Genomic DNA, 26,547 nt, shown 5'->3' with positions numbered 1-26,547 from the left:
TGTTCTATTTTTTATTTATTATGTTAAAAGAAAATTGAAGTATAGCTTATACATTTGTATAACAAAATCAATCTCTCACAAGAATTGAATTTGTAAATTTTTAAGGTCTATATATGAAGAAAGCTGGAAATTAACTTTCCAGCCTTCTTATTTTTTATGGGTATTAGGGAATTAATTAAAATTATAACCAATACCTAAGATAAACATGCTTGGACGATTGTCATATCTGATTTCAGTATTATCCCCAGCTACAGTGCTGATAAATTTTCTGGAATCTTTAGAAAAAGCACCTTCAAATCTTGCATTAACTACAAATTTAGATAAAGTAGCCTGGGCTCCAAACTGATAACCTACAGTAAATTCTTTGGTTGCATTTTCCTTAAAATTTTGGAAGGTATTATCCGTTGTAAGATTATAAGATGCAACAGGACCTACAAATGCAGCTAGTTTTCCCAATAGGAAATTATGTCCAACCATTACTGGAACATCAATTCTGTTACTTTTGGCTTCGATGTTTACAGAAGTTCCGTTAACATTAGCAGTTGCCTCATTTTTAATAGAAGTGTAATAAATTTCCGGCATTACAAACCAGCCACCAACCGGTGACCCGATTTTAAAAGCAAGACCTGCATTGAAACCGGTGTTTTCCTTCTCGCCGTTTACAGTTCCTTTAAAATTATCCCAGCTGGCAGAGGATGTATTGAAAAGCGCATTGGCTCTCAGTCCTACTGTTACTTGCGAATAAGCCATCATTCCTAAAAATATGGCTAGTGTACTAATTAGTTTTTTCATTGTCTTCGGGTTTATCATTAATTAAACTTGTCTGATTATTTTCCAGCATAAAATCGCGTAACTGCTTAAACAGTTCTGAAGAATAAACGAAATCTATCAGGTGTTTATTCTTTGCGGTTGCCAGTATATCCTTGTTCCCTTCCCATTCTTTGATCCCTAACCTAAGATAGAGGATCTTCTCACCAATTGTCATCACAGAGTTCATGTCGTGTGTATTGATGATGGTGGTCGTATTATATTCTTTTGTGATCTCTAAAAGAAGATCATCTATCACATTGGAAGTATATGGATCTAGTCCGGAATTAGGTTCATCACAAAAGAGATATTTTGGATTATTTACAATAGCTCTTGCAATAGCAACTCTTTTCTGCATCCCTCCGGATATCTCGGAAGGATATTTCTTATTGGCATTCTGAAGGTTCACTCTGCCGATCACTTCCAGAACTTTTCTTTTTTTCTCGCGAAAACTAAGATTGGTGAACATATCCAAAGGAAAACTGATATTCTCTTCTACGGTCATAGAATCAAACAAGGCACTTCCTTGGAAAACTGTCCCAATCTCTGAACGAAGGGTTTGCTTCTCTTCCCTAGACATCTTCATAATATCTCGTCCATCAAACAGAATACTTCCGCTTGAGGGCTCATATACATTCAGAAGAGATTTTAGGAAAACGGTTTTCCCAGATCCACTTTGCCCAATGATGAGATTGACTTTCCCTGTATCAAATGTTGTAGTAATTCCTTTCAGAACTTCTACCTCATCAAATCTTTTTCTTAATTCTTTTACTTCTATCATTAGCTTAGGAACATCTGAGTTAATAATAAATTCATAATGATCACAGCAATCATCGTCCACACTACAGCTTGTGTACTTGCACGCCCTACTTCCAACGAACCCCCTTTCACATTATAGCCAAAATAGGCAGGAATTGTCGCAATCAAAAATGCAAAAGCTGCTGTTTTCATAAAAGCATACCAAATAAAATAAGATGGCATATACATTCGGATTCCGGTAATGTAGTCTGCCTTTGTCCAGTTTCCTGTAGCCACGCCTGCAATATATCCTCCATAGATACCTACGACAATACTAATGGCGATCAATATCGGATTAAAGACCACACTGGCCACTATCTTTGGCAAGATCAAAAAATTGGGAGAATTGACACCCATGATATCGAGGGCATCTATCTGTTCTGTCACACGCATTGTCCCGATGCTGGAAGCAATATAGGAGCCTACTTTCCCTGCAAGAATCACCGAAATAATTGTCGGAGAGAACTCTAATATCAAAACCACTTTGGTCGCATAGCCCACAAAGCTATTAGGAATCGGAAATGATGAGGCATCGAAATTATTGAACATCTGGATCGCTACAACCGCACCCACAAAGAAAGAAGTAAATAATACCAACCCGAAAGAATTAACTCCCAGATCATAAAATTCCCTCACGAGAAGTTTCATATAGACGTTTCTTTTCTGTGGTTTGCTTATCGCCTTTCCCAACAGCAAGAAATATTCTCCAATAGATTCAAATAATCTTTTTAACATAAAGCTAAATTAGGTTTTTTTATCATAAGCTCTTATTTCCAATTGATTTTTGCCTAAAATAATTTAGACCAACCTATTAAATGGATAGATTTTAAGGAATATTCAGATATTTATGAGTTTGTATAGAAGATCTCCATTTTGGGTTTTCTAAGATAAAATCTGTGATTTTTGGATACATCGCATCACGTTTGCTCCATTCGCTTTGAAGGTAAAGTTCGCAGTCATCATTGACTTTTTCACCTTGTTCCTGAGCAAATTTAAAATCATTGTTATTGAATATGATCATTTTAAGTTCACTCGCTTTGGAATAGATTTCCTCTAATGGGAGACCTGTTTTCTTTGGAGAAAGCGTGATCCAGTCCAGGTGTCCGCTCATAGGATAAGCCCCGGAAGTCTCAATATGAATCGTGCAACCCAATTCTTTTAATCTAGAGGTCAGAACATCAAGATTCCACATTAGAGGTTCTCCACCTGTAAGAACAATTGTCTTACAGTATTTGGCCGCCGTTTCTGCAATTTCAACAGTATTCATTAGTGGATGGAGCTTTGGATCCCAACTTTCTTTTACGTCGCACCAATGGCAGCCCACATCACATCCGCCCAGACGAATGAAATAGGCAGCTTTTCCGGCGTGGTATCCCTCGCCTTGAATAGTGTAAAAATGCTCCATTACGGGGAGCATTTTACCTTCTTTTAATAAAATATCTTCTTCTTCCTTAGTCATTATAAACCGAAGTTTTATAGGCGATGATGGTGTTTTTCATCAGCATTGCCCGCGTCATTGGCCCAACACCTCCAGGAACCGGTGTGATCCAACTTGCTTTTTCTGCGCAGCTTTCAAAATCCACATCGCCCGCAAGATGATATCCTTTTTCAGAATCATCATCTACTCTTGTGATTCCTACATCTACAATAACCGCTCCATCCTTGATCATTTCCTTTTTCAGGAAATTCGGATCTCCCAGAGCTGTTATTACGATGTCGGCCTGTTTTGTATATTCTTCTATATGTTGTGTATAAGAGTGTGTCAAAGTCACCGTAGAGTTTCCAGGGAAATCTTTTCTTCCCATCAGGATGCTCATTGGTTTTCCAACGATTCTGCTCCTTCCGATGATCACACAATTCTTACCTTTTGTCTCGATATTATATCGCTCCAATAGTGTTAAAATTCCAAATGGCGTTGCAGGTAAAAATGTATCCATCTCCAAGGCCATCTTCCCAAAATTCTCAGGATGGAAACCATCCACATCTTTTCTCGGGTCGATCGCCATAATGATCTTCTCCTGATCGATCTGCTTTGGCAGAGGCAATTGAACGATGAAGCCATCCACAGCTTTTGACTTATTAAGCTCATCAATCTTTTCCAATAATTCCGATTCTGAAACGGTGCTTGGAAATTTGATCAGGGAAGAACTGAACCCAACTTCTTCACAATCTTTTACTTTGCTGTTGACGTAAGCTTTGCTTGCGCCATTGTTCCCAACCAAAATCGCAACCAGATGTGGCGCTCTTCTATTGTTAGCCAGAATTTTTTGAACCTCTTCTTTAATTTCAGCTTTTACCTCTTTTGAGACCCTCAGTCCATCTAGAATTTGTGCCATTTTTTTCTTTCTTTTTACTTTTTAGATTTATTTGAAAAATTGCAGTGTTCCTTTCCCAACACTCCATTTTGTATTTTATCGGTTTGATTTATAATAATTGATCAATCCGTTCGTAGAGCTGTCATGTGTTTCCACTTCACCTTCGGCTTCCAGTTCAGGGAGGATTTTCCCTGCCAAAACTTTACCCAGCTCAACGCCAAACTGGTCAAAACTGAAGATATTCCAGATCACACCCTGAACAAAGATCTTGTGCTCATACAATGCGATCAGCTGACCTAAGGTAAAAGGCGTCAATTCTTTGAATAGGAATGAATTGGTTGGCGTATTTCCTGCAAATATTTTATAGTTCAATAGTTTTTCGATCTCTTCTTCTGACTTGCCAGATGATCTCAACTCAGCAAAAACCTCATCTTCTGTTTTCCCAAAAGCCAAGGCTTCTGTCTGCGCAAAATAGTTGGCCAAAAGAATATCCTGGTGCTCACCTACTTCATTCGGAGATTTTGCATAAGCGATAAAATCTGCAGGTATCAATTCTGTTCCTTGGTGAATCAATTGATAAAAGGCGTGCTGACCATTGGTTCCGGGCTCTCCCCAAATGATCGGTCCCGTTTCGTACTCTACGAACTCACCATTTCTGTCCACAGATTTCCCGTTACTTTCCATATCGCCTTGCTGCAAATAAGCTGAAAAACGGTCAAGATACTGGGAATAAGGCAAAATCGCATAAGTTCCTGCTGCATAGAAATTTCGATACCAAACACCCAGAACACCCATCAGAACAGGGACATTTTCTTTGAGATCTTTGGTTTGGAAATGAACATCTGTGTCGTTCGCACCTTTCAATAATTGTTCGAAATTGTCATAACCCACAGATAAAACGATGCTTAATCCAATGGCACTCCAAAGTGAATAACGGCCGCCGACCCAATCCCAGAACTCGAAGATATTTTCCTCCGCAATTCCGAATTTTTTCACAGCATCTATATTAGTAGAAAGTGCTACGAAATGTTTCGCAACATCTTCAGTTTTAGCACCAGATCTCAGAAACCATTCTTTTGCCGAATTGGCATTGGTCATGGTTTCCTGGGTTGTGAATGTTTTGGAAGCAATGATGAATAACGTTGTTTCAGGATTTAGGTCTTTTACAACCTCCACCATATGATTTCCGTCAACATTGGATACAAAATGAACGTTCAGTCTGGTTTTAAAATGCTTCAAAGCAGAACAAACCATCACTGGTCCAAGGTCAGAACCTCCAATCCCGATGTTTACAACATCTGTGATTTCTTTTCCCGTAAAACCCTTGTGAGAACCAGAAATTACGGATTCTGAGAAAGCTTTCATATGTTCCAAAACCTTTTTGATTCCAGGCTTGATGTTTTCTCCATCCACTAGGATCTCTTTATCAGAAAGATCTCTCAAAGCGGTGTGAAGAACCGCCCTTCCCTCTGTTTCGTTGATTTTGTCACCTGAAAACATCTTACCAATTGCCTCTTTCAACTGAGTTTGTTCAGCCAATTGCAACAATAATTCCAGCGTTTTAGCATCAACCAGATTTTTAGAATAATCGAAAAGATAATTTTCTGTTTCTAGTGAAAACTCTTTGAAGCGATTTGGGTTATATTGGAATAACGTCCTCAATTCGAAATCGTTGTTAGCAAATTGCTGATCAAGAGCTTTCCAGGCGGAAGTTTGGATTGGATTTATTTTTGGTAACATTCTTTAAGGTTTTTAAATTTAAACAAGCCTTATTAGAAACTCTAATAAGACCTGCAAATTTAAGAAAAATTAGTCAGTTGATTTTAAATTAGTTTTTAACATAATGAAGCCATTTTCCAGAAAAATATAAAAGCAAGAATTGTTTTTATATCACTAAATCTGACATATCTATTATAATTCTCAATTTTTCTCTCGTTTATTTTTAAGCACAGATGGCAAATGATTGAAAACTATAACAGATGTATCAGAATTCGTATTGCAGGTGCTTGTCCAAAATAAATCTAAGCAAAATCACAATAAACGGACATGATTTGGAGCTAAACCTTATTGTTGATATAATTTTCTGTAGCATTTGTCTTTGAAGTGATGGTCGCAGGATTCCCAATGACCACTGAGTTGTCAGGAACATCCATATTCACATAGGAATTGGGAGCGATTAAAACATTGTTGCCGATTGTAATATTTCCTACAATCACAGAATTGGGACCGATCCAAACCTCATTTCCGATGGTGGGAACACCTTCATTCTTCCCTCGATTGGCCTGGGCGATGGTAACGCCTTGTGCGATATTGCAGTTTTTCCCGATCTTTGCTTTGGGGTTGATTACCAGATGTCCCCAATGCCCGAGGTAGAAGCCTTCCCCGATCTGGGTCTCAGGATAGATCTGGAAACCATATCTGATCTGATAATGGCGAAGAACGAGTTTGTAAAAGATTCCAATTACCGGTTTCTTATAGTGTTTTTGAGTTTTTCTAAGGAGGTAGATATAATGCAGGTTGGGACTAAAACACTTTTTAAGTATCTGAAAACCTGAGAGATATTTTCCGCTTTCTCTGTAAAAATCTTTTTGGATGGTAGAATAACTCATTGGATAAAATTACAAATTATCAATGATCTCCATGATCTTATCTACGGAATTTTTCAGGTTGAATGGCATTTCGTAATTCTGTAAATGCTTTTGATATGATTGGAAAAATTCCGGATCTGTCAATGCTTTTTTCATCCCAACATAGATTCCTTCTTCGGAATTCTCGGTGATCAATCCAAGCTTCCCGTTTTCCAGCATTTCTTTTACGCCAGAGACATCTGTTGCTATGATATTCTTTTTCAGGGTGATTGCTTCAAACAAAACGGTAGGGAAGCCTTCATACCTGGAGCTGAGAATATAAAAATCCGATGCTCTGAAGTAAGGATAAGGATTATCTGTAAAACCGAGCATGGTTGCCGTTTGATCTACTCCAAGCTGAGTTTTCAGGGTTTTTACATTTTCGAAATCATAACCGTCGCCAACGATCAACACTTTGTGCAGGAAACCTTCGTCCAGCAGTCTTTTATGGATTTTCAAAAGCCTGTCAAATCCCTTCTGAGGAAAAACGGTCCCTACAGAAATGAAAGTTGGAACACTGTTGTCAAATCCATAGCTGATGACAGGTTTTTCTGATTTTGTAAGGATTTCTTGGGTATCAAGAGGATTGTAGATCCTTACAATTTTTGATTTTTCTTCTTCGGTTTTGGCCAGAGATAAAAATGTTTCCTGGATCTTTTCTGATATCACCATCACTCTATCATAATTGAAAAAACGACGGATCTTTTCAGGTGTATAACCACTCACTTGGGTCAGGTCATTATGGATCCACATCAGTTTTTTAGAAGATCTCAATGGGCTGTTAAGCACTTCATCCATGAATCCATGAATGGCCGCAAACTCGATATCATAAACTTTGTTCTTAAGTTTTCTTTTGTAGAGAATCTTGGGGTATTTTTTTAAAAGACGTTGATAAACAACGCGGTATATTTTTTTTGGGATATCTTTCGGGCGATTGGTAGTGATCATCTCACCACGATTAAGATACATGACATTCACCCAAGACGGAACATCGGTCAAATACTTTCCCGAGTACAGATTGAGAAGAAGATCGACCTCATATTTGTCCTTCGGAAGGTTTTTGAGAAGGGTCACCAGAACTTTTTCCGCGCCGCCGTGGCGTAGAGAGCCAATTCTGATAAGGATCTTCTTTTTCAATTTGGATTAAAATTCTAAGATGCCTGCTCCCCAGGAATATCCGACTCCGAAGCCTACTACCATAACTTTGAGTCCTTCTCTGATAATGCCTTTTTCCCAAGCTAACTTGAGAGCTATCGGAATACTGGCAGAAACCGTGTTACCAATATTTTTCATATCCACGAAGAATTTTTCTTCCGGTATATTACAAAGATTTCTCAGGTAATTTAGCATGTAAGAACTCGCCTGATGGAATACGAACAAGTCAATCTCCTCCAGTTTCGCTTTGTTTTTTTCCAGTATATCATTGATAAGCATCGGAATATTTTCTACTGCGAATGTGAAGATCTTGGGACCTTTCATGAATAGGGTAGGCTGCTCTGCTTTGTTTCTGGCAGCTCCGTTTTCCACGATCAGATTATTGAATCCGCTGCCGTCTGTACCCACGGAAAACTGGTAATTGGCTTTAGATTCGTCTTTCTCAACAATCGTAACGGCTGCTCCGTCTCCGAAAATAGTCCGGTTGGATTTGTCATTTTTATCCAAAAATTTGCTGTAAGTTTCCGCAGTGACCAATAATATGTTTTTTGCAACTCCAGAGGCAATCAGTCCTTTTGCAAGTGTAAGCCCATATACAAAACCGGAACATCCAAGATTAAAATCCAATGCGCCGATGTTTTTGGGTAAACCTAGTTTGTCCTGTAAGATACAGGCTGTTGTCGGTAAAAAATAGTCTGGGCTTTGAGTACAGAATAGAATGAAATCTATTTTGTTCTTATCATAATTTTTAAAAATTTTCTCGCAAGCCTTAAATGCCAAATCAAATGCAGTCTCGGCATCATCTGCAATATGTCTGGACTCTACACCTATTTTCGTTTTGATCTTTTCGGCGCTCCACTCGGGGAATTCTCTCGAAATGTCTTCGTTGGTCAGTATATTTTTAGGCAGATAGTACTCTATTGCTGCAATATTGATCATATAATTTTCTCAGTAGATTTTTGCAAAGATAGTAATCTTAAAATAATGTTATGTATAGAATGCAATGAGTATTACTTTTTTTGCATCAATGAGGTTTTTGTGAAAAAATGACCTTAAATTTATAGAATAAAAAAACACTTGGAAAGAAAGCAATATACGGGACTAGATGTCTCTCGAGAAACCAACTATAAAAAGATCAACGATCTTGATATAAAATTTGTAGAAATAGAAAAAGCCGTTGCTTTGCCTTTTGTATACCTGGATTCTGGAGCTATTCGCAGGGCAGGTGGTATTTTGGATAAGAAGGATGAATATGTCGAGGAGTCCGGGTCTAGAAACGGATATTTGAAATATGGAAAAGCGTATGACTATGACGATTCTAAAATACAACACATAGACGAGGAAGTGATCTGGTTTGGATACTTCTATAGTCATTGGGGACATTTTATCATTGAACTGATTGGAAGAATGTGGTTTATTATTGACCATTATAAAGGTCAAAAGATTTTCTATATCAGCCAGGACGGAGATGATTTTGGAAGTGTATTTTTCGAGTTTATGAGTTATTTGGGTGTTCCTAAAGAAAATATTCTCAAGATTCATAAGCCAACCAGTTTTTCTAAAATCATCATACCGGATTATGCCGCAACAGAATATTATTATTCTGACAAATATGTCCAGATGATAGATAAAGTCATCTCAAATTCTGATTATCAACATTGTCCTTTTCCTCAACATGAAAATATTTATCTATCAAGAAAAAGGGTAAAAGATAGTAAGGTAAAAGATTTTGGAGAGGCAGAGATAGAAAAAAAGTTCATAGAAAATGGATTTGTTTCTGTTTCGCCGGAAAAATTATCTCTTCGGGAGCAGATAAGCCTATGGAACAGAGCGAAAAATGTTGCTTGTATCAATGGAACTTTGCCGCTCAATATCATTTTCAGTAGAGAAAAGCTCAACCTTGTTGTCCTGAATAAAACCAATATATTACATGAGGCATTGATTAGCATCCACCATGTTTTTGCCCATCCGGATATTACTTATATTGATGTTTTCTATGAGAGATATAGGTCTCTTACAAAAAATATTGGTGTAGGCCCTTTCTTTCTTTATCCGTCTGCCAAATTGAACAGCTTTCTAAAGGATAATAATTACAAGGGATTTGATAATTCCAGTCTTGATGATTTTAAAATGAAAATATATTACCCTCAAATATAAGATCTTCAAGATGTATGGAGATTACTATTATTTGTTACCCAAATATTATTATAAACTGAAAAAAAGATTTTCATCAAGATAGGATGCTTTTCCATTTCTCTTTGATTGATTCTTTTCGCCAATTTTGAGACTCCTCGAAGGAAGTCCTCATAAGTTCGTTCAGCAGTTGCTCGTCATGGATGAGCTTTTCAAGGTTTCCTATGAATGCCTGCTGGTCACCCAGGTCTATTAAAAAGCCATTATTTGAATTAATGATATCAGAAGGTCCATAATTACAATCGTAAGCGACCAGAACATTCGAAAAAAACATAGATTGTATCAAAATCGTGGGTAAAGCTTCTACACGAGAGGTCAAACAGTTGATCTTGGAAGAACGGAGAAGTTCATATACTTCTTCCATAGTTTTGCTTCCAAGCAGCTCAATTTTAGAATAGAGTCCTTTTTCCACTACTTCTTTCTTTAGATGATCCTCCTGGCTTCCGCTTCCAATGATTACTACTTTCCAGTTTTCCGGAAGATCAGTTCCGGAAATGATGTTTATAAACTCGCTAATGTTTTTTTCCGGATCCAACCTTGCGACAACTGAAATAATGTTCTTTTTATTTTCCGGAGAGATAAAGGCCTGCGATTCTACCTCGCTATCCATCATATTATAAATTGTCGTTGATTGCTCATTGACTGTCCGGTAATATCTTTCTCCGGGAACATTGGTGCTTATGATTGCCTTTAAATTTTTATAAAATCTTCTCAAACGATTCCAAAATGGCCCTCCGGTCGTATGACTGATATGTTCCCAAGCAATGGTTTTATGATTTACTATTTTGTTAAGAGCTAAAGAACAAGATAGTTTATACCAGCAAGATATGATGTTGTCATATCGCATGTGATTTTCCTTCAGCCATCTGTTCATTAATTTGGCAACACCAAGCTGGTAGATATATGTGTTGATATTGGCAATTTTTGGTATGAATCGCAGGTATTTTTGATTGAACTTACATATTTTGAATGTCCAAAATGAAAAAGAATCCACGTAATGTTTTTTTATTCGGCTATCAAGCGGATAAAAATCTTCATGTTCGCGCATCAGAAAGAGAATATCTATCTGGTAACCATCACTCACAAGTTCATTGGCCAGGTTTGCCAATACTTTTGCGACACCTCCTGCTTTGATGTTTTGATAATAGATAAATAAAAGCTTCTTTCCCATGGATTTATTTGATTATTTTGAAGATCGGATAGAAAAGTGCAGATAATGATTTTAATATCCCAGAATCCAGATCATTGATCACATTGATGAAATCTCTTCTATCTATTGCTGAGAACTTAAGATAACCACCAAGATTTCTTAACAGGGTTTTGGGATTTGACCAGATCTTGTCAGAATAAGAATTGAGAAAAGTCTTGTAATTCTCCGCTAGGCCAAAAGAATTTTTCTCATCGTAAAACTGATTGGCAAGAGAATGCTCGTCATTTTTGTCGCGAAAATAGATTCTGCAAACCTTGTTGATGCAGTAGTGAAAGCCCATCTTATCAAATTGATACTGAAAAACACCCTCCGGGATGAATCCTTTTCCCGCAAGGTCTTTAAAATTCAATTTCATTTTTTTATAGATCTCTGTTTTTCCCATTCCCCATTTGTCTCCCTTTACCTTATATTTGTAGCGCATATCGAAAATGCTGCATATCAAAGGTTCTCTCGGGAATCTGTCACCAACCAGATCTCCAAATTGGTCTTCACAAAGAGTGGATACGAAAACAATGTCCTGCGCATCTGAGATACTTTCCCATGTCTTGACCAAAATCTCTATCGAGTCTTTTGGCAAGGCATCATCCGAATCCAAGGGAGAGAAATATTGACCTTCCGCCAGATCTATACCACGGAAAAACGTCAGGAACTTATGCTGATTTTCATGATAGTAATACCTTATCGTGAAATCTGATATTTTTTGAAATCCTTCTACAATTTCCCTAGTATCATCTGTAGAACCATCATCTATCACGATCCATTCAAAATCTTTGAAGGTCTGTTGCTGCAGAGAATCAAAAACCCGAGGCAGGGTATGCGCACGGTTATAAGATGGTGTGAGTATGGTTACGGTTGGTTTCATCATCATTTTAATTCATATTGACTAACAAAAATAGCAGTGACATCGTCATAGATCTTCTGATTGTCAAATTTTTCTATACCTTTCCGAGTATTACTTCTAATGTTTTCGGTGAAGCTGTGATCAGTAAGGAACAATTTCATCCCTTCATAAATAGAAGTTTCATCAGGATTTACAAGATAGCCATCAATCCTGTGGTCTATCATTTCCGGGATACCTCCCACATTGGTGCTGATGATAGGAATATCTAATCCCATGACCTCTCCGATTGTAAGAGGGTAGGATTCTGATTCTGAAGGAAGTACAAAATAATCCGAATTTTTTATGTAAGGATAGGGATTGATTTGCGTATCAAGCAATAGGAATGTTTTCTCTACATCCAACTCTTTTGCCTGGGCTTTTAGATTTGCCATCTCACCGCCTCCGCCAATCACCGCTATAGAATGTATATATCCTTCATCCAAGAGTCTTTTATGGATCTTCATCAAGGTATGGTAATTCTTACGGCTATGCAGCCTTCCCATAGATGAGAACACAGGACGGACCTCATAATCGACAGGGAATTCTGTAAATCTAGCCTGTACTTCTTTTATCTTGATGGCATTGTAGATGACAGAACTTTTCGGATATTCAATATTATAAAGGTCTTTTATGACGTCACGGGTCTGTCTGGATCCAAAAATTGTCCAGTCAAACCTTTTAAGTCTATCGATTCTTCCAAGAACCCTTTTCTGGTTTGGATCATAGCTTACATCTGTATGGAACCACCCTATTTTTCTGGAATTGGCAGGACTATCCAAAACAGAATCGAAATCTGAGTAACCAGGAGCAATTTCTATATCAAACTCTTTTTTAAGGTATTTTTTATAAAGCGCTTTAGGGTACTTGCGATAATACCAAAGAATGAGACTTCTTTTCAGAAGCTGAAAACTTCTGACCAGTGGATTTTCACTCATATCCTCTCTTCCTCTCTGTATTGTGATCAGTTCAACATCTTTGGGAACTTGGGTTCTTAATTCACCTTGATAAATGCTGAGTAGCAAAGTGATGTCAAAAATGTCTCTTGGAAGATTTTCCAACAGGTCAAGAAGGACTTTTTCCACACCACCCATTTCCATGGACCTGTGACGAAAAAGCAGTTTTATTTTTGGATGTAATTGCTGATTTTCCAATAAAAAAGTATTTCGGGCACAAATATAAGTATAGTTTATGTAATTTCTTTTGTATTTTAGCGGTTCAAAAACATAAATACATGAAGAAAATCTCAGAGATTATCTCTACATTTTTCGCATACCTAAAGCGACCTGACCTTTACCCAGAATTAAGAAGAAAAATATGGAAAAACATTTTTAATAGATCTTCCGGACTAAGAGGTAAAGAAGAAGCCGAAAACTGGTGTGCATCTTTGTCCATATCTGAAAAAGATTTCATAGAAAATGTATTGGGGGTCAATTTTATTCCTTTTGAAAAAAAATTTCCACAAGAATTTGCATCTGCTTTACAGGCACAGGCAAAAGCACCAGTAAAAATGGGAGGTGCGGGATCTCTAAGTGTCATATATTATATCAATGAGTATGTTTCTGCACAAAAATCGATAGAAACCGGTGTAGCATACGGATGGTCTTCTTTTGCAGCCCTTGCTTCGCTAGTTTCTAGAAATGGGACGCTTTATAGCTCGGATATGCCTTATATATTGCAAAATCAGAGTGAAGACTTTGTTGGCTGTGTGATTCCGGAAAAATATAAAAATAATTGGGACCTATATCGTTTTGCGGACAAAGAATCTCTACCCAAGATATTCAGCAAGGCTGATTCGTTTGATGTGATTCATTATGATAGTGATAAATCTTATGATGGTAGGATGTGGGCTTATAATCTGTTATGGAACAAATTAAGAAGCGGAGGAATCTTCATGAGTGATGATATCGGTGATAATGCGGCTTTCAAAGACTATTGTGAAAAGAATGGTTTTAATCCTTATATCATAGAGTTCGATGGGAAATATGCAGGTGTCATTATCAAGAATTAAAAAATAAAAACTCCGAATTATTTTCGGAGTTTTTTTATTCTGTTTGACAGCCTATGTTTTTATATTGTTGCCGGAATTGATTTACCCATTTCTCAAATTCGGTGGTATTTATCTTTTCTGAGACAAAACTTTTAAAATATTCCAGGGAAAAGTCTTTTGGAAAGTTCTCCATTGAATCAAATTCATCATTGAGCCAAGCCTCGTTTATCAAATGATTGAAATAATTGACATCAAAATCAAAACCATATTCATGATAAGAATTGGTTGCAGAGGATTGGAATGTTGTTTTCATCGCTTCTTCCTTTAATCTCGAGATGAAGTTTGGCTTATCTCTATGCTTCTTATAAAAAAGAGAGGCATTCACAAGCTGCCTTTTTTCATCGACCAAGCCGTCCATCCCTTTCCATATCTCTAGCCAATACTCCTTATTGTAAAATCCCATCAGGATAGAATTAAGAGCCCAATACTTTCTCGGAGTTTCATTACTTACATATCCTAGCTTATAAAGAATGGTAAAGAACTTATATTTGTTATTAAAAAGAGCGGTCATTAGTTTCTTTGGAAACAGGATCAGGTCTTTCGGTTGTGCAGATTCCAGATTGTTGCTAATGGACTTTAGATTTAAATTCTTATCATCTTTATTATTTCCCAGCCATCCAAGTTTCAGTAAATATATACCTGATTTTTCAGCTTCCTGAGATAGATTATTCAAATCGACGCACTGTGTGAACCATACATCATCTTCTGTAACAATGATATATTCTGACCCCTTTTTTATATTATCATACCAAAATCTTGTTGGGATCTTATATCCATTGATGGCTTTTCCAGAATCAAGATTTTCCGAAATGGCAGATATCTTTTTGTCATAGTTGTCAGACAAAGAAATTTCAACTTCAGGATGTTTTTGGCGGATCTTATCCAGATATTTTTTAGGTGTTCCGTCATCCAAAACTTTAATTTTAAAATCCCCGGAAACAAATTTTTTGATAGAAGCAATGCTCCTGTCCAGATAAAAAGGACGATTGAAAGATTTAATAAAAATATCTGTCATAGAAATTTTTTGATCAGTTTCTTTAAAAAGGTATTTTGCTTTGCAAAAACAAACTCTGGCAAATTCTTGATGATAGATGCATCTTTTCCATACAGTTTTGTGATATTTCTTCTTTTGAGCGTATCTGATATGACCTGATGCCAGTTTTGATTAAGTTTTTGCTTTTTAGATTTTTCTTGGGAAACACCTTTGTCATGGATTCTGTATAAATAAAGAGGTTCTTTTATGAACTTCAAATTGCCAGTCTCATATAGCTTGATATAGAGGTCCTGATCAACTGCAGATGTAAGCTCCGGGTTGATTCCATTGGTCTTATCATAGGCACTTTTCCTGAAAGTAAAAAAATGGTTGACCTCTAAAAATATATTGAAGAACAATCTGTCGTTATTTTTCACTTGTCTGGGAATAGCATAGATCTTTTGAGGAATAAGCTGATTATCACAGATCTCCAATTGTGAATAGACTGCAGACGTTTTATCAGAAGAAAAATGTTCGAGGGATTTTTCTATTGCATTTTCTCTGATGGCATCATCGGGATCAACAAATCCGCAAATATCACCTTTTGCCAAATCCACACATCTTTTCTTTGTAAAACCAACACCTTTGTTCTCTTCATTCCTGAATAATCGAAAACGTGGATCACCTTTGGTCAATTCTACTATCTTTTCAAAAGAGTCATCAGGAGAATGGTCATCCACCAAAACAACTTCATAATTTTGGTATGTTTGTTTCAAGATGCTATCATGGCATTCTTTGAAATAATCATAATTCTTATAGTGCGCAATGAGTATGGAGAAGGTCATCTCTTTATTAATTTTTTAATAAAATATTTTATCACTTCACTTATACCACCATATTTTTTATAATATTGATAGATAGGTCTTGGAAGTCTTGATCTACCCGATCTGTAGAAATTATATACCTTCAAAAATTGCAGATTTTGAAAATTGTGAAATGCATGTTCATATTCTTTGATGATATCATGATAGAATAATTCCATGGCCTGTCTTTTATAATTGTCCATATCATGTCTTCTGGTAAGCTGTTGAGAGCTTCTTCTAATGTGTATATGTGCATCATTTATTCCCAACACATTACCATTGTTGGTAAAATCCATATACATCATCATTGGAACACGCCAGGCAAGAGGATATTTTCGAAATTTTTTCTCATTATATACTTTTCTGGAAAAAACATTCTCGGAAATAGAAATAAATCTCTTTTTTGTTTCGTCTTCCCATACATAATCTTTACCTGTCTGTAAAACAGGCTGCTCAAGGTCTATCAAGAACTCATTGTTTTCCGATACTCTTCGCATTTTAAAACGAAGTAAAGTCGTTTTCTCTTTTTCAGCTGTGTGCAGATTTTTATATAAGACATCCACAAAGTTTGTGCTCAGATAATCGTCATCGGCAAGGATCATTATCCAGTCCTCGTCTCTAGATAGATCGATACAGCGTTCCCACTGCTCGGACAGCTTCCCCTTTCCTCCAAAATTCTCTTCAAATCTCTTGTAATGAAAATTATCCTGCCGATCATATTTTTTTATCAACTCTTGAGGGTCATCCGGACTGCCATCATTGCCAATATAAACATTAAAACCCTGATTGGTCTGGAGAGCAAGGCTTTTAAGAGTGTCTTCAAAAAAATCTATTTTATAGAAAGGAATGACGATCGCAAGTTTAGATTCTTTCATTTTCTAAAATAGTATTTGAGATCCTTTTCAAAGAAGCATAATACAGCTCTTTTTGTTCTGTCGTTTTTTTATTTATTTCTGCAGATAGATTTTCGGTTTGTAAACAAAAATTTGCCTTTTCTACAAAATCATCTATATCCTGTATTTCCTTAAGGCCATCCGTAGCCCAAGAGTCCAAGTAATAGATGATCTTTATTTGCTTTTTATTGAGAGCAATATAAGGGAGGTTATAACTCATGGCTGTAATGATGCCGTGCAAACTATTGCCTATATATAGCTGGGAATGAGCGATCAATCCCATTATTGTCTCTATGGAAGGATCATTTATAAGAACTGAAAAATCTTTTATTTTCTGGTGTATCGTTCCCAAAGGAATGTGGTCTTCGTGTCCATTGGCAGTACCTATGGGGCAAAGCACGATTTTTATATTATGAAGGATAGCCAGTTTTTTTAATTGCTCGGCGATTTCGTTTAATTTATTATCGTTCTTGTATTTAGAGATCTGAAATAAGATATATTTTTCTTTAAATATTTCTTTTACATTGGCAGGTATATTAGGATTCGTAGTAAAACCTGCCTTAGGATAGACATCATCCATTATAATCGCGCTATCAGGAACCTGATAAACATCCTCTATTCCCAGATTTTTCTGCACATATTGCGAAGACTTCTGTTCTCTTAAAGAGATGTAATCCCCGGACCTAAGTATTTCCAATTTATCTTTTGCCATATTATTACCTCCGCCAACAGAGTTATAAATGACCTTTATATCATTTTTGAAATCTTTTTTATCAATCAAATAAGGATTGTCCGACTTTCCGCCCAGCAACAGCTTTATCCAGCTGTTTTTTTTGAAAAAAGCAGGAATCTTTGGATGGCGGAAAATTTTAAAATACAGGGGATTGATAAAAGAATAGAGACCGTTCCATTCTGCCCGCAGACATTCGCCTCCAGCAACGATCACTGCATCTATGTTTTTATTATTGATGTCGTTTTTCAAGCTTCTGTAAGAATATGTTTTAAACCCTCCTTTATTAGAAAAATCGGCATCTACCAAAGCATATTTTTTGAAATCAAATTTGTTGGGATTTACTTTATTCAGTCCATATTCGAGCATGATGGCAAAAAGCAGGTCACCATAGTTAAACCTGTCATGCGGACCAAATAATGCTATTTTTTTTTTCATTAAATGTGTTGATTTTTATTTCTTTTAGATATTTATGATCTTGTGAGTTTGTTGATTGATAAGTATTGTATTTGGAGGAACATCTTTATGAACGACACATCCCGCACCCAGTATCACATTGTCTCCAATGGTCACATCTTTCAGTATCACGACATTGGCACCTGTCCACACATTGTTCCCTATCTTAACTTTTCCAATATTGAAATCGGTCTTAGATACGGAAAAAGGGTCTTTAGTATATTCATGATTATGATCGAAGATTTTCATCCCTTCTCCCAAAATGCAGTTTTTCCCGATTTCAATCTCTCCCAGACAAGATATTGTGGCCCGGGTAATATAAGTGCCATCTCCAATAGTGAATTTGGCATTGGGCTTTATCGTGATAAAATTGGATTGGTTTATTATTACATCTTTCCCTATCTGTAAGGACGAATTAGGAGATATATCCAAAAAATTGTCTGAACCTAATTTGAAATTCGGATGAATATTGCTAGCAGGAGTAAAAAAAGAATCGCGTTGTTTTGAAACGATGCACAGTCTTACAAAATTTTTGAGTTTAATAAAGATATGGCCTAGAGCTGACTTCATTTTATTTTTTTTCGAATCATCTGATTACAAAGATATAGGTTTAATTTTTATTTCTATATTTTTGCTGAAAATTAATATTTTATAACCTTATGAACCCCTTGGTTACTATATCTATCCCTATTTTTAAATGCGAGGATTTTATTGAAAATTGCCTGCTCTCTATCAAAGGACAAAGTTATAAGAATATAGAGGTCATACTTGTTAATGATAAAACTCCGGATAATAGTTTTGCTATCGTAGAAAAATTTATTGATGATCATAGATTGTCCCAAAACTGGTCTATTGTAGACTTAGAAGAAAATTCCGGACTTTCTGTTGTAAGGAATCGGGGAATCGAAAAAGCAAAAGGTAAATATATTTTTTTTGTGGACAGTGATGACGAGATCTTTCCTGATGCTATTGAAAAGTTGGTAGAGAAAGCTGAAGAAACGAAGGCTGAGATAACGATGGGAGAGGTACAAGGCATTACCCTGCCATCTTTAGAAAATAAAGATGTTTTCCCCATTCATGTAAAAAAGGATGTATTGGCAGGTAATCATGAGATATTGAGAGAGCTTGTCAATGGGGGATTTGCAATCTCATCCTGGAACAAACTTATTTTGATCGATTTTCTGAGGTCCAACAATCTGTATTTTACAAAAGGGTTATATGCACAAGACTCCCTGCATACTTTTGAAATGGGCTTATACCTGGAAAAAATTGCTTTTTTGAGACAAAAAACATATAAGTATTTTCTTCATCAAGGTTCCGTGATTCATAATAGGAGAAAAGTACATTTTGATAATTGGATGACAATTGCGCAGATCATCAATAATTATTTTATCAAAGAAAAAGATCTTTTTCGTAAAAAGCTAATACTGGAGTATCTCACCCGCTTCAAGGCTGTAACACTGGAAATGAACTGGAAGGCCCAAAAAAATGAACAATTTTGGAAAGAGAGTTATCTGGGTTACGCTAAGCTCAAAGGATTGAGTGTCTTGAACTATCTATCGTCAGACTATTCTTTTCGCTTGAAAAAACAAGATCTGTTTTGCCGCTTACCAGTATCATTAGGTTATAAATTTTTTCGTTGGAGATTTGATAGATAAGAAAGATTATAGTCTCTTAACTCTTGTTCCTAGATCTGTGATTCCCTTGACGTCATAGATAATACCGTCATCTACAAGCAGATCTTTGATATTTATATTTTCAAATTCTCTATGGGGAACAGCAATTATGACAGCTTCATATTTTTTTGAAGGCATTTGGCTTATTACCTCCAATCCGTAGGTTTCCTTAACTTCCTTAGGGTCTAGCCAGGGATCAAATACATTGACACAGATGCTATAATCCTCTAAACTTTTTACCACATCTATGACTTTTGTATTTCTTATGTCTGGACAGTTTTCTTTAAAAGTAAAACCAAGCACCAATACCTCAGAACCTTTTATTCTAAGGTCATATTTAAGCATCATTTTTACTGTTTCACTGGCGATGTAATGTCCCATAGAATCATTCATTCTTCTTCCTGCAAGGATTATTTCCGGATGATAGCCAAACTGTTGTGCCTTCTGTGCGAGATAATAAGGGTCTACACCTGTACAATGTCCACCAACCAATCCTGGTCTGAAGTTAAGAAAATTCCATTTTGTAGAGGCGGCTTTTAGAACATCGTTTGTATCAATGCCCATTAGATTTAGTATCTTGGCCAATTCGTTTACAAAGGCGATATTGATGTCTCTTTGGGAATTCTCTATCACTTTTGCGGCTTCTGCTACTTTTATGCTAGGAGCCAGATGTGTGCCCGCAGAGATGATAGATCTGTAAAGATCGTCGATTTTTTTTGCAATTTCGGGGGTCGATCCGGAGGTTACCTTCAATATTTTTTCTACGGTATGTTCCTTATCTCCAGGGTTTATACGTTCAGGAGAATAGCCTGCAAAAAAATCTCTGTTAAAAACAAGCCCGGAGACTTTTTCTATAATAGGAATACAGTCTTCTTCCGTTGCCCCGGGATAAACTGTAGATTCATAAATTACTATATCATTTTTAGAAATGACAGAGCCAACAGTTTTACTGGCCTTATAAAGAGCAGAAAGGTCTGGACGATTATTATGGTCCACAGGAGTGGGTACGGTAACAATATAGATGTTAGAATCTTTTATATCATCTATATTGTCAGAAAGAAACAATCCGTTTTGGTCTTCGATATTATCATGAGTCAGAACTTTCAAAAGATCTTCAGAATTGACCTCATTTGTACTGTCCTTGCCAGTTTTCAACTCGTTTATTCTTTCTTTTTTGAGATCGAAACCAACCACTGGATATTTTGTTGCAAATAATCTTGCAAGTGGTAATCCTACATAGCCAAGTCCAATAACGGTTATCTTTTTCTTCATGCCTCCTTATAAAGAATAATATTTCTGTAATATATCACAAAGATAAGAATCCTTATCAGTTAAATTGTTCTCTATAAAATGATATTCGACATCAGAAACATTAATGTCATAGCCCGAACCACTTTTTATAAGATTAAGTTCTAATTTTGTATTATAAAAACGTTCTACTACTTCCAGGATCTCTATAATTGTATAATTCTGTGGATAGGCCACATTCACAATTTTGTTAAGTGCTTGTCCTTCTATCATAGAGAATGTGATCTTTTTGATATCATCTGCATCGATCAGGTTTCTTGTAGCTTTTGTGTGGACGTTTATCATCTCATTGTTTTTTACAGAACGTACAAGATAATTCATCAGGAGATTTGGGTTTCCTCCTTTTCCAACAGCATTGCTGACTCTAAGAATCAAAAATCTTTCACAATTATTTTTAATGATCTGTTCCATTTTGAGTTTATGCAGAACATAGCTGCTATCTGCTTTGGAAGAGTCATAAATGCTACACGTTGAAAAATAAACGAAAATTTTTTCGGGGTTTTCAGCAATGGTACTTCTTACCATGTTTTCTTCTCTTGAAAACTCTTCTTTTCTTGTTTCTAATGAGTTAGATACACCTGAAGCAAAGAAAAGAATGTCTTCTCTATCATTATCTAAAAATAGATTTGCAATGAGTCCTCTGCCAATTACCATTCTAGTACTTTTTTTATGATTCTCTCTGACGCTTTTCCATCACCAAAAGGATTATTTTCACTTTTGAAAATATATTCTTCCGGAGCATTGTAGATGCGATTGAAATTATCCTTTATTTTTTGAACGTCTGTTCCCACCAATATCCCGCAATTGCAAGACAAAACCTCAGGTCTTTCAGTTTCTTCGCGAAGAATAAGAACTCTCTTCTGCAAGCTTGGAGCTTCCTCCTGTATTCCTCCAGAATCCGAGATGATCAGTTTGGACTTAGCCATTTTTCTAATTGCTTCGAGATAAGAGAGCGGTTCGGTAAAATTGATATTTGCAGAGACATTATTCTCGAAAGCATCTAGAATGATCTTCCTTGTATTTGGATTTGGATGAAGGGCCCAATCAAATTGTGTGTTTGGATTTTCTTCTGCCAATTCTCTGATAGCTTGGGCAATATTCCTTAACGGTTGTCCGATATTTTCTCTTCTGTGTGCAGTTATGAATACAAGGTCTTGATAATCAATTTCTATATTCTCTTTTTTTGTCACATATTTTATCATATCTACAATCGTATTTCCCACCAAAGAGATATGGCCTTCCGAAATATTTTCTTTCAGAAGGTTTTGTTTGGACAATTCTGTCGGTGAAAAATTGACATCAGCTGTTAGCGATACTACACGTCTGTTATATTCTTCGGGAAAAGGCAACTTGATATCACTTGTTCTAAGTCCAGCCTCTACATGGTAGAATTTTCTTTGCTCCAGAAATGCAACCATAGATGATGCCAGGACAGTAAAGGTATCACCCTGCGCAATTATCTTTTGAATGTTTTCTTTGTGGACAAGATTAGAAATCTCGTCTATCAGTTTTGCGATAAGATTAGAATTGGTAAAGGACAAAGACTGTACAGAAAGCTGATAATGTGGTGTTATCCCGAAACTCTGTTCCATCTCTGATAATAGGGAGTCGTGTTGCCCAGTGTTGACAATGGTCATTTCTTGCCCAGTTTTTTTGAATTCATTAATGATAGTAAAGACCTTTAGAAACTCAGGTCTTGTACCATAAATGATTGCAATTTTTTCGTTCATCAAAAATATTTTTGTAAAAATACTAAAACTTAAGGTTTTATACGTTTCAGAATATGTTTTATCAGCATTTTCAAAGGAAATTGATCAAGTATCTCATCTGCGGTTATTTTTTTGAGATTATTGACAACATTGTGGATCTCTTTTTTACCATCCTTGATCTCTGCAACGTTCCGAAGATGAAAATAAGCATGCACAAAATCTTTGAAAGGATTTGGAGAATCTCTCTCATGCCATGTCCCTACAAAATGGTGAGTTGCATAGTTCTTCGGGAGATCCAGACAAAAATAAGTAGAAGGATATATTACGATGCCGTCCGCCAGTTCCTGATATTCATCTTTATCCGGGTCTGCTTTGTATTCTTTTACCAAAAGATCGGATACAAAAACAGTGTTTGTAATGAGGTTAAAATCTGTTTTTTGATCATAGAATTCCAAAACCTTTTTAGGCCAGGGATGGCCTTTTTCTGTTGCCCAAAGTGCGGTGAAGGGAGAACCTTTGATCTCAAACCCGGAAAATGCACGGTGTACCAGAAACTCATCCAAGGAGAATTTGACCTCTACATCAATGTCCATATAGATTCCGCCTTGCTCGTATAATGCCAAAGCTCTGGAATAGTCTGATACAAAGGCCCACTTTTTCTTTTCAGCCGCCAGCCTTACATACTCACAACAGTTAATATCGAAGTTGGACTCGTTCCATTCTATGATCTCGTAATCTGGAAGCGCTTTCTTCCAGCTGGCAAGACAAATATAAAATGACTCCGGTTTTGGCTTTCCGCCAAACCAGCAATAGTGTACTTTTTTTGGAATCATGGTTTGATCAATTTCTTTTTTATAAAAGTATTCATGGGTTTTTCAAAATATATAAAGGAAAGATAACTTAATATGAGAGTTATAATAAAATAAATACTACATAAGACGATTTCATTAATATTAACAAAATATTTATCCCTCAACACATTCCCGAATGTAATAACTAAATAATGGACCATGTAAAAACCAAAACTGATCTCGCCTAGGAATACTAAGGTTTTATTTGATAACAATTTCGATAGAAACCCTTTGTTCTGAGCAAATGTATAAATAATGACACACATTGGAATCCAGTAATAAATAGAGAATCTAAAGCCCCTGTTTAGAAAATTATGGAAAATAAAAAATATAAAAAAAACTAAAAGAGATAAAATTTCCAAAATTGAAGCTCGCTTGAAGGTTGAGAAATAATCTGTGAATTTTTTATTCTTGAAAAGGGTGTAGAGTAAAATCCCGAGTATAAAGTCAAGACTTCTGATCACAGGATTTACATAAAATATAGCTTTTTGATAATTTTTAGGAATCAATATTATTCCTGGAATGAGAATTAAAGGAATAAATATGTAAAAAATAGCTTTCATCCATTTCAACTTGTCAAGAAGAAGTATGATGAAAGGAAAGATGAGGTAGAAAAACATCTCATCTGATATACTCCAGGCAGGAGCATTAAAACCAAAATAGAAAAATTCTTTTGGGATGAAACTTTGGACCAGAAACAAGTTCGCCAAAAAAGACCAAATATGTAGCGAGTTATGGGAATTCAGATAGACTATCGGAATTGCCAAAAACAAAGTGATAAAATGCAGTGGATATATTCTTGCCAATCTTGCAACATAAAAATCTCTCCTGGTGATTTTTTGATTTTTAAGTTTAGTTTCATAGCTGTAGGAAAGTACGAATCCGCTAAGTATAAAGAAAAAGCTTACGCCAAGATAACCTTCAAAAAAAATATTTCTTTGAAACCAGTTAAAAATAAGATTGCTTGATTTTACAAAAGACAAATGACTAAGAAAAACAAAAAAAGCGAAAAAAAAACGCAAAGAAGTCAAAGGTTTTATCATAGTTCCAATAATCTAATTTTATTGATACCCTTGAAGAAACCAAAAGTTCTGATAAGAAGAATATATAGCTCCCCCTTTTCAGAAAAATTTAGCAGATCTATTTGTCTATAAAGAATCTTGCAAGATTCTGAAAGTAAGAATTGACTAGAGCTTTTTGATATCCCCATGTGTCTAACCTCTAAAAAAGTATCATAAAAATAATGGAATTGGTTGATGGCAATATCTTTTTCAGTTTTTAGGTTTACCTGATACGACCCTTCATGGATTCTCCTTTTTGTTAGGATCTCATCTATGGCAATAGCTTTTTCCGTTGTCAAGACAAGCTTTACAAAATAATTATATTCTTCCGCAGACCTGTTTTTCTCAGTAAAACGGATAGATCTGGCCACGTCTGTTCTTATTATAGGATCAAAGGTTATCCAATTTATTTTTTTCTGGATATAATTATCTGCAGTAATTGGAATTTTCCCAAGCTCTCTATAATTGAGAGGGTTTTTGTTCTCAGGATTATTAAAGTATCTGCTTCTGGCAACTATAAAATCGTAGTCGCCAGAACGTATGGTTTCCAACTTTTGCTCAATATGATTTTCAAGCATCAAGTCATCGCTGTCGAAAAAGATAATATAATCCCCTTGAGCTTTTTGTATTCCAATATTCCTACAAGCATTAGCTCCTTTAGAATAATCATCAGGACGTTGAGATAACTGGAAACGCGAATCTTTTTTTACATATTCCAGGATAACCAATACCGAATTGTCCGTAGAGCCATCATCCACGATGATACATTCCCAGTTTTCATAAGTCTGGGAAATGATGGATTCCAATGTTTCCCCGATCAAAGAGGCTCTGTTGTAATTTGGAATTATTATAGAAACAAAATGCTTTTTATTCTGCACTGTTTTTAATTTTAACTTTTTTTACGGCTTCCAGCCATTTATGTCCATATTTTCTATCAGGTTCCAGGTAGTTTCCTTCAGCCCATTCGTTCCAAGATTTGATAACAACAAAAGGAGGATTCTCTGAATGCTTTTTTAATTCCTTTACCACATTGTCCAGATGCTTCTCCCATAGTTCCGGATTAGAATTATGAAAAATCAAAGACTTTTGCCCACTTCTCGCAGAGTTATCCCAGTTAGGCATAACACATGGTATGACCTTGTTATTTGTTATATTGATATCAAGCTCATCAATGATCCTTTTATAATCAATTATCAATGGTTTTTTTCTGTGGATGACCTCATTGGTATATCCCATTTTCCTTTTAATCCTAAACTCATAATGTCTTAAAAATCTATTAGAAAAAAAAGGGTCGTAATTGTATCTGATTTTATTGAACGCTTCTGCTGCAATAGCACCACATATCCTATTGTCATCTTTTACGATGCGTCGTTCCGTATACCCAACAGAAATAAAGTAGATTCCATCAAATCCATTTTCTTGGGCCAGTTTGTTGAAAAGGTCCAAAAAAGAATCTAGATCAGGGATATCTTTTATCTTGTATAAACAGAATACCGGTTTGTTATCAATTTTGATATATCTATCGTCTAAAAAGAAAGGAAGCAGGTAATTAAAATAATCCATATAATCATCATGTCCGGGATATGTTTGCTCTATTAAAACAGAGCTCTCTGTAAGTCCATGCCATATGCCTTTCCAGGTTTCATTTGCCCAGCAAAAACAAAAGGGGATGTTGACTTTTTTATTGGCCAGCATTTTTTCAGCAGGTTTTTCTAACAGCATTTTTTTATTCCCAAACCAGTACTGATAATATATGAATCCATCTATACCATAAGTTTTTGCTAGCTTAGCCTGCTCTTCCTGTACTTCAGGAACTCTTAGGTCATAAAATCCCAGATCTGCAGGTAGAATAGGTTGGTAATGTCCCTTGAACAAAGGTTTTGCTTTGGTCACATTGGTCCATTCTGTAAAACCTTTTCCCCACCATTCGTCATTTTCAGGGATTGGATGATACTGAGGAAGATAGATGGCCAAGTATTTGATTTCTTTCATGAT

General features: G+C 36.0%; 27 protein-coding genes. 3 read left to right on the top strand and 24 right to left on the bottom strand.

Features of this window, described 5'->3' with window-relative positions; genetic code table 11:
• Window positions 1-171 precede the first annotated feature (171 nt).
• The 9 genes from RTX21_RS10635 to RTX21_RS10595 all read right to left on the bottom strand — a co-directional run bounded on the left by RTX21_RS10635 (window position 172) and on the right by RTX21_RS10595 (window position 8,641).
• On the bottom strand, window positions 172-792 hold the full coding sequence (locus RTX21_RS10635) for a hypothetical protein (protein WP_312767520.1): 621 nt from the start codon (window positions 790-792) through the stop codon (window positions 172-174).
• Window positions 776-1,588: an ATP-binding cassette domain-containing protein gene (locus RTX21_RS10630; protein ID WP_312767517.1), complete on the bottom strand. Its 813-nt coding sequence runs from the start codon at window positions 1,586-1,588 to the stop codon at window positions 776-778. Before RTX21_RS10630 ends, RTX21_RS10635 begins: the two co-directional genes overlap by 17 nt.
• Window positions 1,588-2,340 carry an ABC transporter permease gene (locus tag RTX21_RS10625; RefSeq protein WP_312767515.1) on the bottom strand — a complete coding sequence of 251 codons (753 nt, stop codon included), beginning with the start codon at window positions 2,338-2,340 and terminating at the stop codon, window positions 1,588-1,590. Before RTX21_RS10625 ends, RTX21_RS10630 begins: the two co-directional genes overlap by 1 nt.
• Window positions 2,341-2,431: 91 nt before the next feature.
• Window positions 2,432-3,064 (bottom strand): 7-carboxy-7-deazaguanine synthase QueE, encoded by a 633-nt coding sequence (locus RTX21_RS10620; RefSeq protein ID WP_312767513.1) that lies wholly within the window; start codon window positions 3,062-3,064, stop codon window positions 2,432-2,434.
• The gene (locus RTX21_RS10615) at window positions 3,057-3,941 is read right to left on the bottom strand and encodes a bifunctional 5,10-methylenetetrahydrofolate dehydrogenase/5,10-methenyltetrahydrofolate cyclohydrolase (RefSeq protein WP_312767512.1); all 885 of its coding nucleotides are present in this window, start codon (window positions 3,939-3,941) and stop codon (window positions 3,057-3,059) included. Before RTX21_RS10615 ends, RTX21_RS10620 begins: the two co-directional genes overlap by 8 nt.
• 75 nt (window positions 3,942-4,016) lie before the next feature.
• Entirely contained in the window at window positions 4,017-5,660 is a 1,644-nt protein-coding gene (gene pgi / locus RTX21_RS10610) for a glucose-6-phosphate isomerase (RefSeq protein WP_312767511.1), read from the bottom strand.
• Between the two features lie 317 nt (window positions 5,661-5,977).
• A complete protein-coding gene (locus tag RTX21_RS10605; protein ID WP_312767510.1) occupies window positions 5,978-6,529 on the bottom strand; it encodes a serine acetyltransferase in 552 nt (183 codons plus the stop codon).
• Window positions 6,530-6,538: 9 nt separating this feature from the next.
• Window positions 6,539-7,684 (bottom strand): glycosyltransferase, encoded by a 1,146-nt coding sequence (locus RTX21_RS10600; RefSeq protein WP_312767509.1) that lies wholly within the window; start codon window positions 7,682-7,684, stop codon window positions 6,539-6,541.
• A gap of 6 nt (window positions 7,685-7,690) precedes the next feature.
• Complete coding sequence (locus RTX21_RS10595) at window positions 7,691-8,641, bottom strand: ketoacyl-ACP synthase III (protein ID WP_312767508.1); 951 nt, start codon at window positions 8,639-8,641, stop codon at window positions 7,691-7,693.
• A 138-nt stretch (window positions 8,642-8,779) separates the two neighbouring features.
• Here RTX21_RS10595 and RTX21_RS10590 point away from each other — a divergent pair, with 138 nt between their 5' ends.
• A complete protein-coding gene (locus tag RTX21_RS10590) occupies window positions 8,780-9,859 on the top strand; it encodes a glycosyltransferase 61 family protein (RefSeq protein ID WP_312767506.1) in 1,080 nt (359 codons plus the stop codon).
• A 73-nt stretch (window positions 9,860-9,932) separates the two neighbouring features.
• Here the strand turns inward: RTX21_RS10590 and RTX21_RS10585 are convergent, their stop codons facing one another.
• Genes RTX21_RS10585 through RTX21_RS10575 form a run of 3 tightly spaced genes read right to left on the bottom strand, consistent with a single transcriptional unit; the run spans window position 9,933 to window position 13,136 of the window.
• On the bottom strand, window positions 9,933-11,066 hold the full coding sequence (locus tag RTX21_RS10585) for a glycosyltransferase (protein ID WP_312767504.1): 1,134 nt from the start codon (window positions 11,064-11,066) through the stop codon (window positions 9,933-9,935).
• A gap of 4 nt (window positions 11,067-11,070) precedes the next feature.
• Window positions 11,071-11,973, bottom strand: coding sequence for a glycosyltransferase family A protein (locus tag RTX21_RS10580; RefSeq protein ID WP_312767502.1), 903 nt, complete (start codon window positions 11,971-11,973; stop codon window positions 11,071-11,073).
• Complete coding sequence (locus RTX21_RS10575) at window positions 11,970-13,136, bottom strand: glycosyltransferase (RefSeq protein WP_312767500.1); 1,167 nt, start codon at window positions 13,134-13,136, stop codon at window positions 11,970-11,972. Before RTX21_RS10575 ends, RTX21_RS10580 begins: the two co-directional genes overlap by 4 nt.
• An 80-nt stretch (window positions 13,137-13,216) precedes the next feature.
• On the opposite strand from RTX21_RS10575, the gene RTX21_RS10570 reads away from it, so the two are divergent.
• Window positions 13,217-13,993 (top strand): class I SAM-dependent methyltransferase, encoded by a 777-nt coding sequence (locus tag RTX21_RS10570; RefSeq protein ID WP_312767498.1) that lies wholly within the window; start codon window positions 13,217-13,219, stop codon window positions 13,991-13,993.
• A 34-nt stretch (window positions 13,994-14,027) separates the two neighbouring features.
• On the opposite strand, the gene RTX21_RS10565 is transcribed toward RTX21_RS10570, so the two are convergent.
• Genes RTX21_RS10565 through RTX21_RS10545 form a run of 5 tightly spaced genes read right to left on the bottom strand, consistent with a single transcriptional unit; the run spans window position 14,028 to window position 18,517 of the window.
• A complete protein-coding gene (locus RTX21_RS10565) occupies window positions 14,028-15,047 on the bottom strand; it encodes a glycosyltransferase family 2 protein (RefSeq protein ID WP_312767496.1) in 1,020 nt (339 codons plus the stop codon).
• Window positions 15,044-15,850: a glycosyltransferase family 2 protein gene (locus tag RTX21_RS10560; RefSeq protein WP_312767494.1), complete on the bottom strand. Its 807-nt coding sequence runs from the start codon at window positions 15,848-15,850 to the stop codon at window positions 15,044-15,046. The genes RTX21_RS10565 and RTX21_RS10560 overlap by 4 nt, the downstream gene beginning before the upstream one ends.
• The gene (locus RTX21_RS10555) at window positions 15,847-16,743 is read right to left on the bottom strand and encodes a glycosyltransferase family 2 protein (RefSeq protein ID WP_312767492.1); all 897 of its coding nucleotides are present in this window, start codon (window positions 16,741-16,743) and stop codon (window positions 15,847-15,849) included. The genes RTX21_RS10560 and RTX21_RS10555 overlap by 4 nt, the downstream gene beginning before the upstream one ends.
• Window positions 16,730-17,929, bottom strand: a complete 1,200-nt coding sequence (locus RTX21_RS10550) for a polysaccharide pyruvyl transferase family protein (RefSeq protein WP_312767490.1) — start codon at window positions 17,927-17,929, stop codon at window positions 16,730-16,732. The genes RTX21_RS10555 and RTX21_RS10550 overlap by 14 nt, the downstream gene beginning before the upstream one ends.
• Before the next feature lie 24 nt (window positions 17,930-17,953).
• The gene (locus tag RTX21_RS10545; protein WP_312767488.1) at window positions 17,954-18,517 is read right to left on the bottom strand and encodes an acyltransferase; all 564 of its coding nucleotides are present in this window, start codon (window positions 18,515-18,517) and stop codon (window positions 17,954-17,956) included.
• 89 nt (window positions 18,518-18,606) lie between these two features.
• Between RTX21_RS10545 and RTX21_RS10540 the strand changes: the two genes are divergently transcribed.
• A complete protein-coding gene (locus RTX21_RS10540; RefSeq protein ID WP_312767486.1) occupies window positions 18,607-19,605 on the top strand; it encodes a glycosyltransferase in 999 nt (332 codons plus the stop codon).
• Window positions 19,606-19,611: 6 nt separating this feature from the next.
• Here the strand turns inward: RTX21_RS10540 and RTX21_RS10535 are convergent, their stop codons facing one another.
• From RTX21_RS10535 to RTX21_RS10505, 7 genes are read right to left on the bottom strand one after another with little or no spacing between them, the layout of a single operon-like run.
• Entirely contained in the window at window positions 19,612-20,895 is a 1,284-nt protein-coding gene (locus RTX21_RS10535; RefSeq protein ID WP_312767484.1) for a nucleotide sugar dehydrogenase, read from the bottom strand.
• 6 nt (window positions 20,896-20,901) lie between these two features.
• The gene (locus tag RTX21_RS10530; RefSeq protein WP_312767482.1) at window positions 20,902-21,585 is read right to left on the bottom strand and encodes an NAD-dependent epimerase/dehydratase family protein; all 684 of its coding nucleotides are present in this window, start codon (window positions 21,583-21,585) and stop codon (window positions 20,902-20,904) included.
• Window positions 21,579-22,661: a non-hydrolyzing UDP-N-acetylglucosamine 2-epimerase gene (gene wecB, locus RTX21_RS10525; RefSeq protein WP_312767479.1), complete on the bottom strand. Its 1,083-nt coding sequence runs from the start codon at window positions 22,659-22,661 to the stop codon at window positions 21,579-21,581. The genes RTX21_RS10530 and wecB overlap by 7 nt, the downstream gene beginning before the upstream one ends.
• Window positions 22,662-22,690: 29 nt before the next feature.
• Window positions 22,691-23,473: a glycosyltransferase gene (locus tag RTX21_RS10520; protein WP_312767478.1), complete on the bottom strand. Its 783-nt coding sequence runs from the start codon at window positions 23,471-23,473 to the stop codon at window positions 22,691-22,693.
• A complete protein-coding gene (locus RTX21_RS10515; protein ID WP_312767477.1) occupies window positions 23,470-24,534 on the bottom strand; it encodes an acyltransferase in 1,065 nt (354 codons plus the stop codon). The genes RTX21_RS10520 and RTX21_RS10515 overlap by 4 nt, the downstream gene beginning before the upstream one ends.
• Window positions 24,531-25,430 carry a glycosyltransferase family 2 protein gene (locus RTX21_RS10510; protein WP_312767474.1) on the bottom strand — a complete coding sequence of 300 codons (900 nt, stop codon included), beginning with the start codon at window positions 25,428-25,430 and terminating at the stop codon, window positions 24,531-24,533. Before RTX21_RS10510 ends, RTX21_RS10515 begins: the two co-directional genes overlap by 4 nt.
• Entirely contained in the window at window positions 25,420-26,544 is a 1,125-nt protein-coding gene (locus tag RTX21_RS10505; RefSeq protein WP_312767471.1) for a glycoside hydrolase family 99-like domain-containing protein, read from the bottom strand. The genes RTX21_RS10510 and RTX21_RS10505 overlap by 11 nt, the downstream gene beginning before the upstream one ends.
• Between the last annotated feature and the right edge of the window lie 3 nt (window positions 26,545-26,547).

Source organism: Epilithonimonas sp., from assembly GCF_032054305.1.
GTDB lineage: Bacteria > Bacteroidota > Bacteroidia > Flavobacteriales > Weeksellaceae > Epilithonimonas.
This window is presented reverse-complemented; position numbering and strand designations above follow the sequence as displayed.

Excerpts from the sequence above, each read along its gene's own strand:
- RTX21_RS10635 (WP_312767520.1), bottom strand. The coding sequence starts at position 792 with ATGAAAAAACTAATTAGTACACTAGCCATATTTTTAGGAATGATGGCT.
- RTX21_RS10630 (WP_312767517.1), bottom strand. The coding sequence starts at position 1,588 with ATGATAGAAGTAAAAGAATTAAGAAAAAGATTTGATGAGGTAGAAGTT.
- RTX21_RS10625 (WP_312767515.1), bottom strand. The coding sequence starts at position 2,340 with ATGTTAAAAAGATTATTTGAATCTATTGGAGAATATTTCTTGCTGTTG.
- RTX21_RS10620 (WP_312767513.1), bottom strand. The coding sequence starts at position 3,064 with ATGACTAAGGAAGAAGAAGATATTTTATTAAAAGAAGGTAAAATGCTC.
- RTX21_RS10615 (WP_312767512.1), bottom strand. The coding sequence starts at position 3,941 with ATGGCACAAATTCTAGATGGACTGAGGGTCTCAAAAGAGGTAAAAGCT.
- pgi (WP_312767511.1), bottom strand. The coding sequence starts at position 5,660 with ATGTTACCAAAAATAAATCCAATCCAAACTTCCGCCTGGAAAGCTCTT.
- RTX21_RS10605 (WP_312767510.1), bottom strand. The coding sequence starts at position 6,529 with ATGAGTTATTCTACCATCCAAAAAGATTTTTACAGAGAAAGCGGAAAA.
- RTX21_RS10595 (WP_312767508.1), bottom strand. The coding sequence starts at position 8,641 with ATGATCAATATTGCAGCAATAGAGTACTATCTGCCTAAAAATATACTG.
- RTX21_RS10585 (WP_312767504.1), bottom strand. The coding sequence starts at position 11,066 with ATGGGAAAGAAGCTTTTATTTATCTATTATCAAAACATCAAAGCAGGA.
- RTX21_RS10580 (WP_312767502.1), bottom strand. The coding sequence starts at position 11,973 with ATGATGATGAAACCAACCGTAACCATACTCACACCATCTTATAACCGT.
- RTX21_RS10570 (WP_312767498.1), top strand. The coding sequence starts at position 13,217 with ATGAAGAAAATCTCAGAGATTATCTCTACATTTTTCGCATACCTAAAG.
- RTX21_RS10565 (WP_312767496.1), bottom strand. The coding sequence starts at position 15,047 with ATGACAGATATTTTTATTAAATCTTTCAATCGTCCTTTTTATCTGGAC.
- RTX21_RS10560 (WP_312767494.1), bottom strand. The coding sequence starts at position 15,850 with ATGACCTTCTCCATACTCATTGCGCACTATAAGAATTATGATTATTTC.
- RTX21_RS10555 (WP_312767492.1), bottom strand. The coding sequence starts at position 16,743 with ATGAAAGAATCTAAACTTGCGATCGTCATTCCTTTCTATAAAATAGAT.
- RTX21_RS10550 (WP_312767490.1), bottom strand. The coding sequence starts at position 17,929 with ATGAAAAAAAAAATAGCATTATTTGGTCCGCATGACAGGTTTAACTAT.
- RTX21_RS10545 (WP_312767488.1), bottom strand. The coding sequence starts at position 18,517 with ATGAAGTCAGCTCTAGGCCATATCTTTATTAAACTCAAAAATTTTGTA.
- RTX21_RS10540 (WP_312767486.1), top strand. The coding sequence starts at position 18,607 with ATGAACCCCTTGGTTACTATATCTATCCCTATTTTTAAATGCGAGGAT.
- RTX21_RS10535 (WP_312767484.1), bottom strand. The coding sequence starts at position 20,895 with ATGAAGAAAAAGATAACCGTTATTGGACTTGGCTATGTAGGATTACCA.
- RTX21_RS10530 (WP_312767482.1), bottom strand. The coding sequence starts at position 21,585 with ATGGTAATTGGCAGAGGACTCATTGCAAATCTATTTTTAGATAATGAT.
- wecB (WP_312767479.1), bottom strand. The coding sequence starts at position 22,661 with ATGAACGAAAAAATTGCAATCATTTATGGTACAAGACCTGAGTTTCTA.
- RTX21_RS10520 (WP_312767478.1), bottom strand. The coding sequence starts at position 23,473 with ATGATTCCAAAAAAAGTACACTATTGCTGGTTTGGCGGAAAGCCAAAA.
- RTX21_RS10515 (WP_312767477.1), bottom strand. The coding sequence starts at position 24,534 with ATGATAAAACCTTTGACTTCTTTGCGTTTTTTTTTCGCTTTTTTTGTT.
- RTX21_RS10505 (WP_312767471.1), bottom strand. The coding sequence starts at position 26,544 with ATGAAAGAAATCAAATACTTGGCCATCTATCTTCCTCAGTATCATCCA.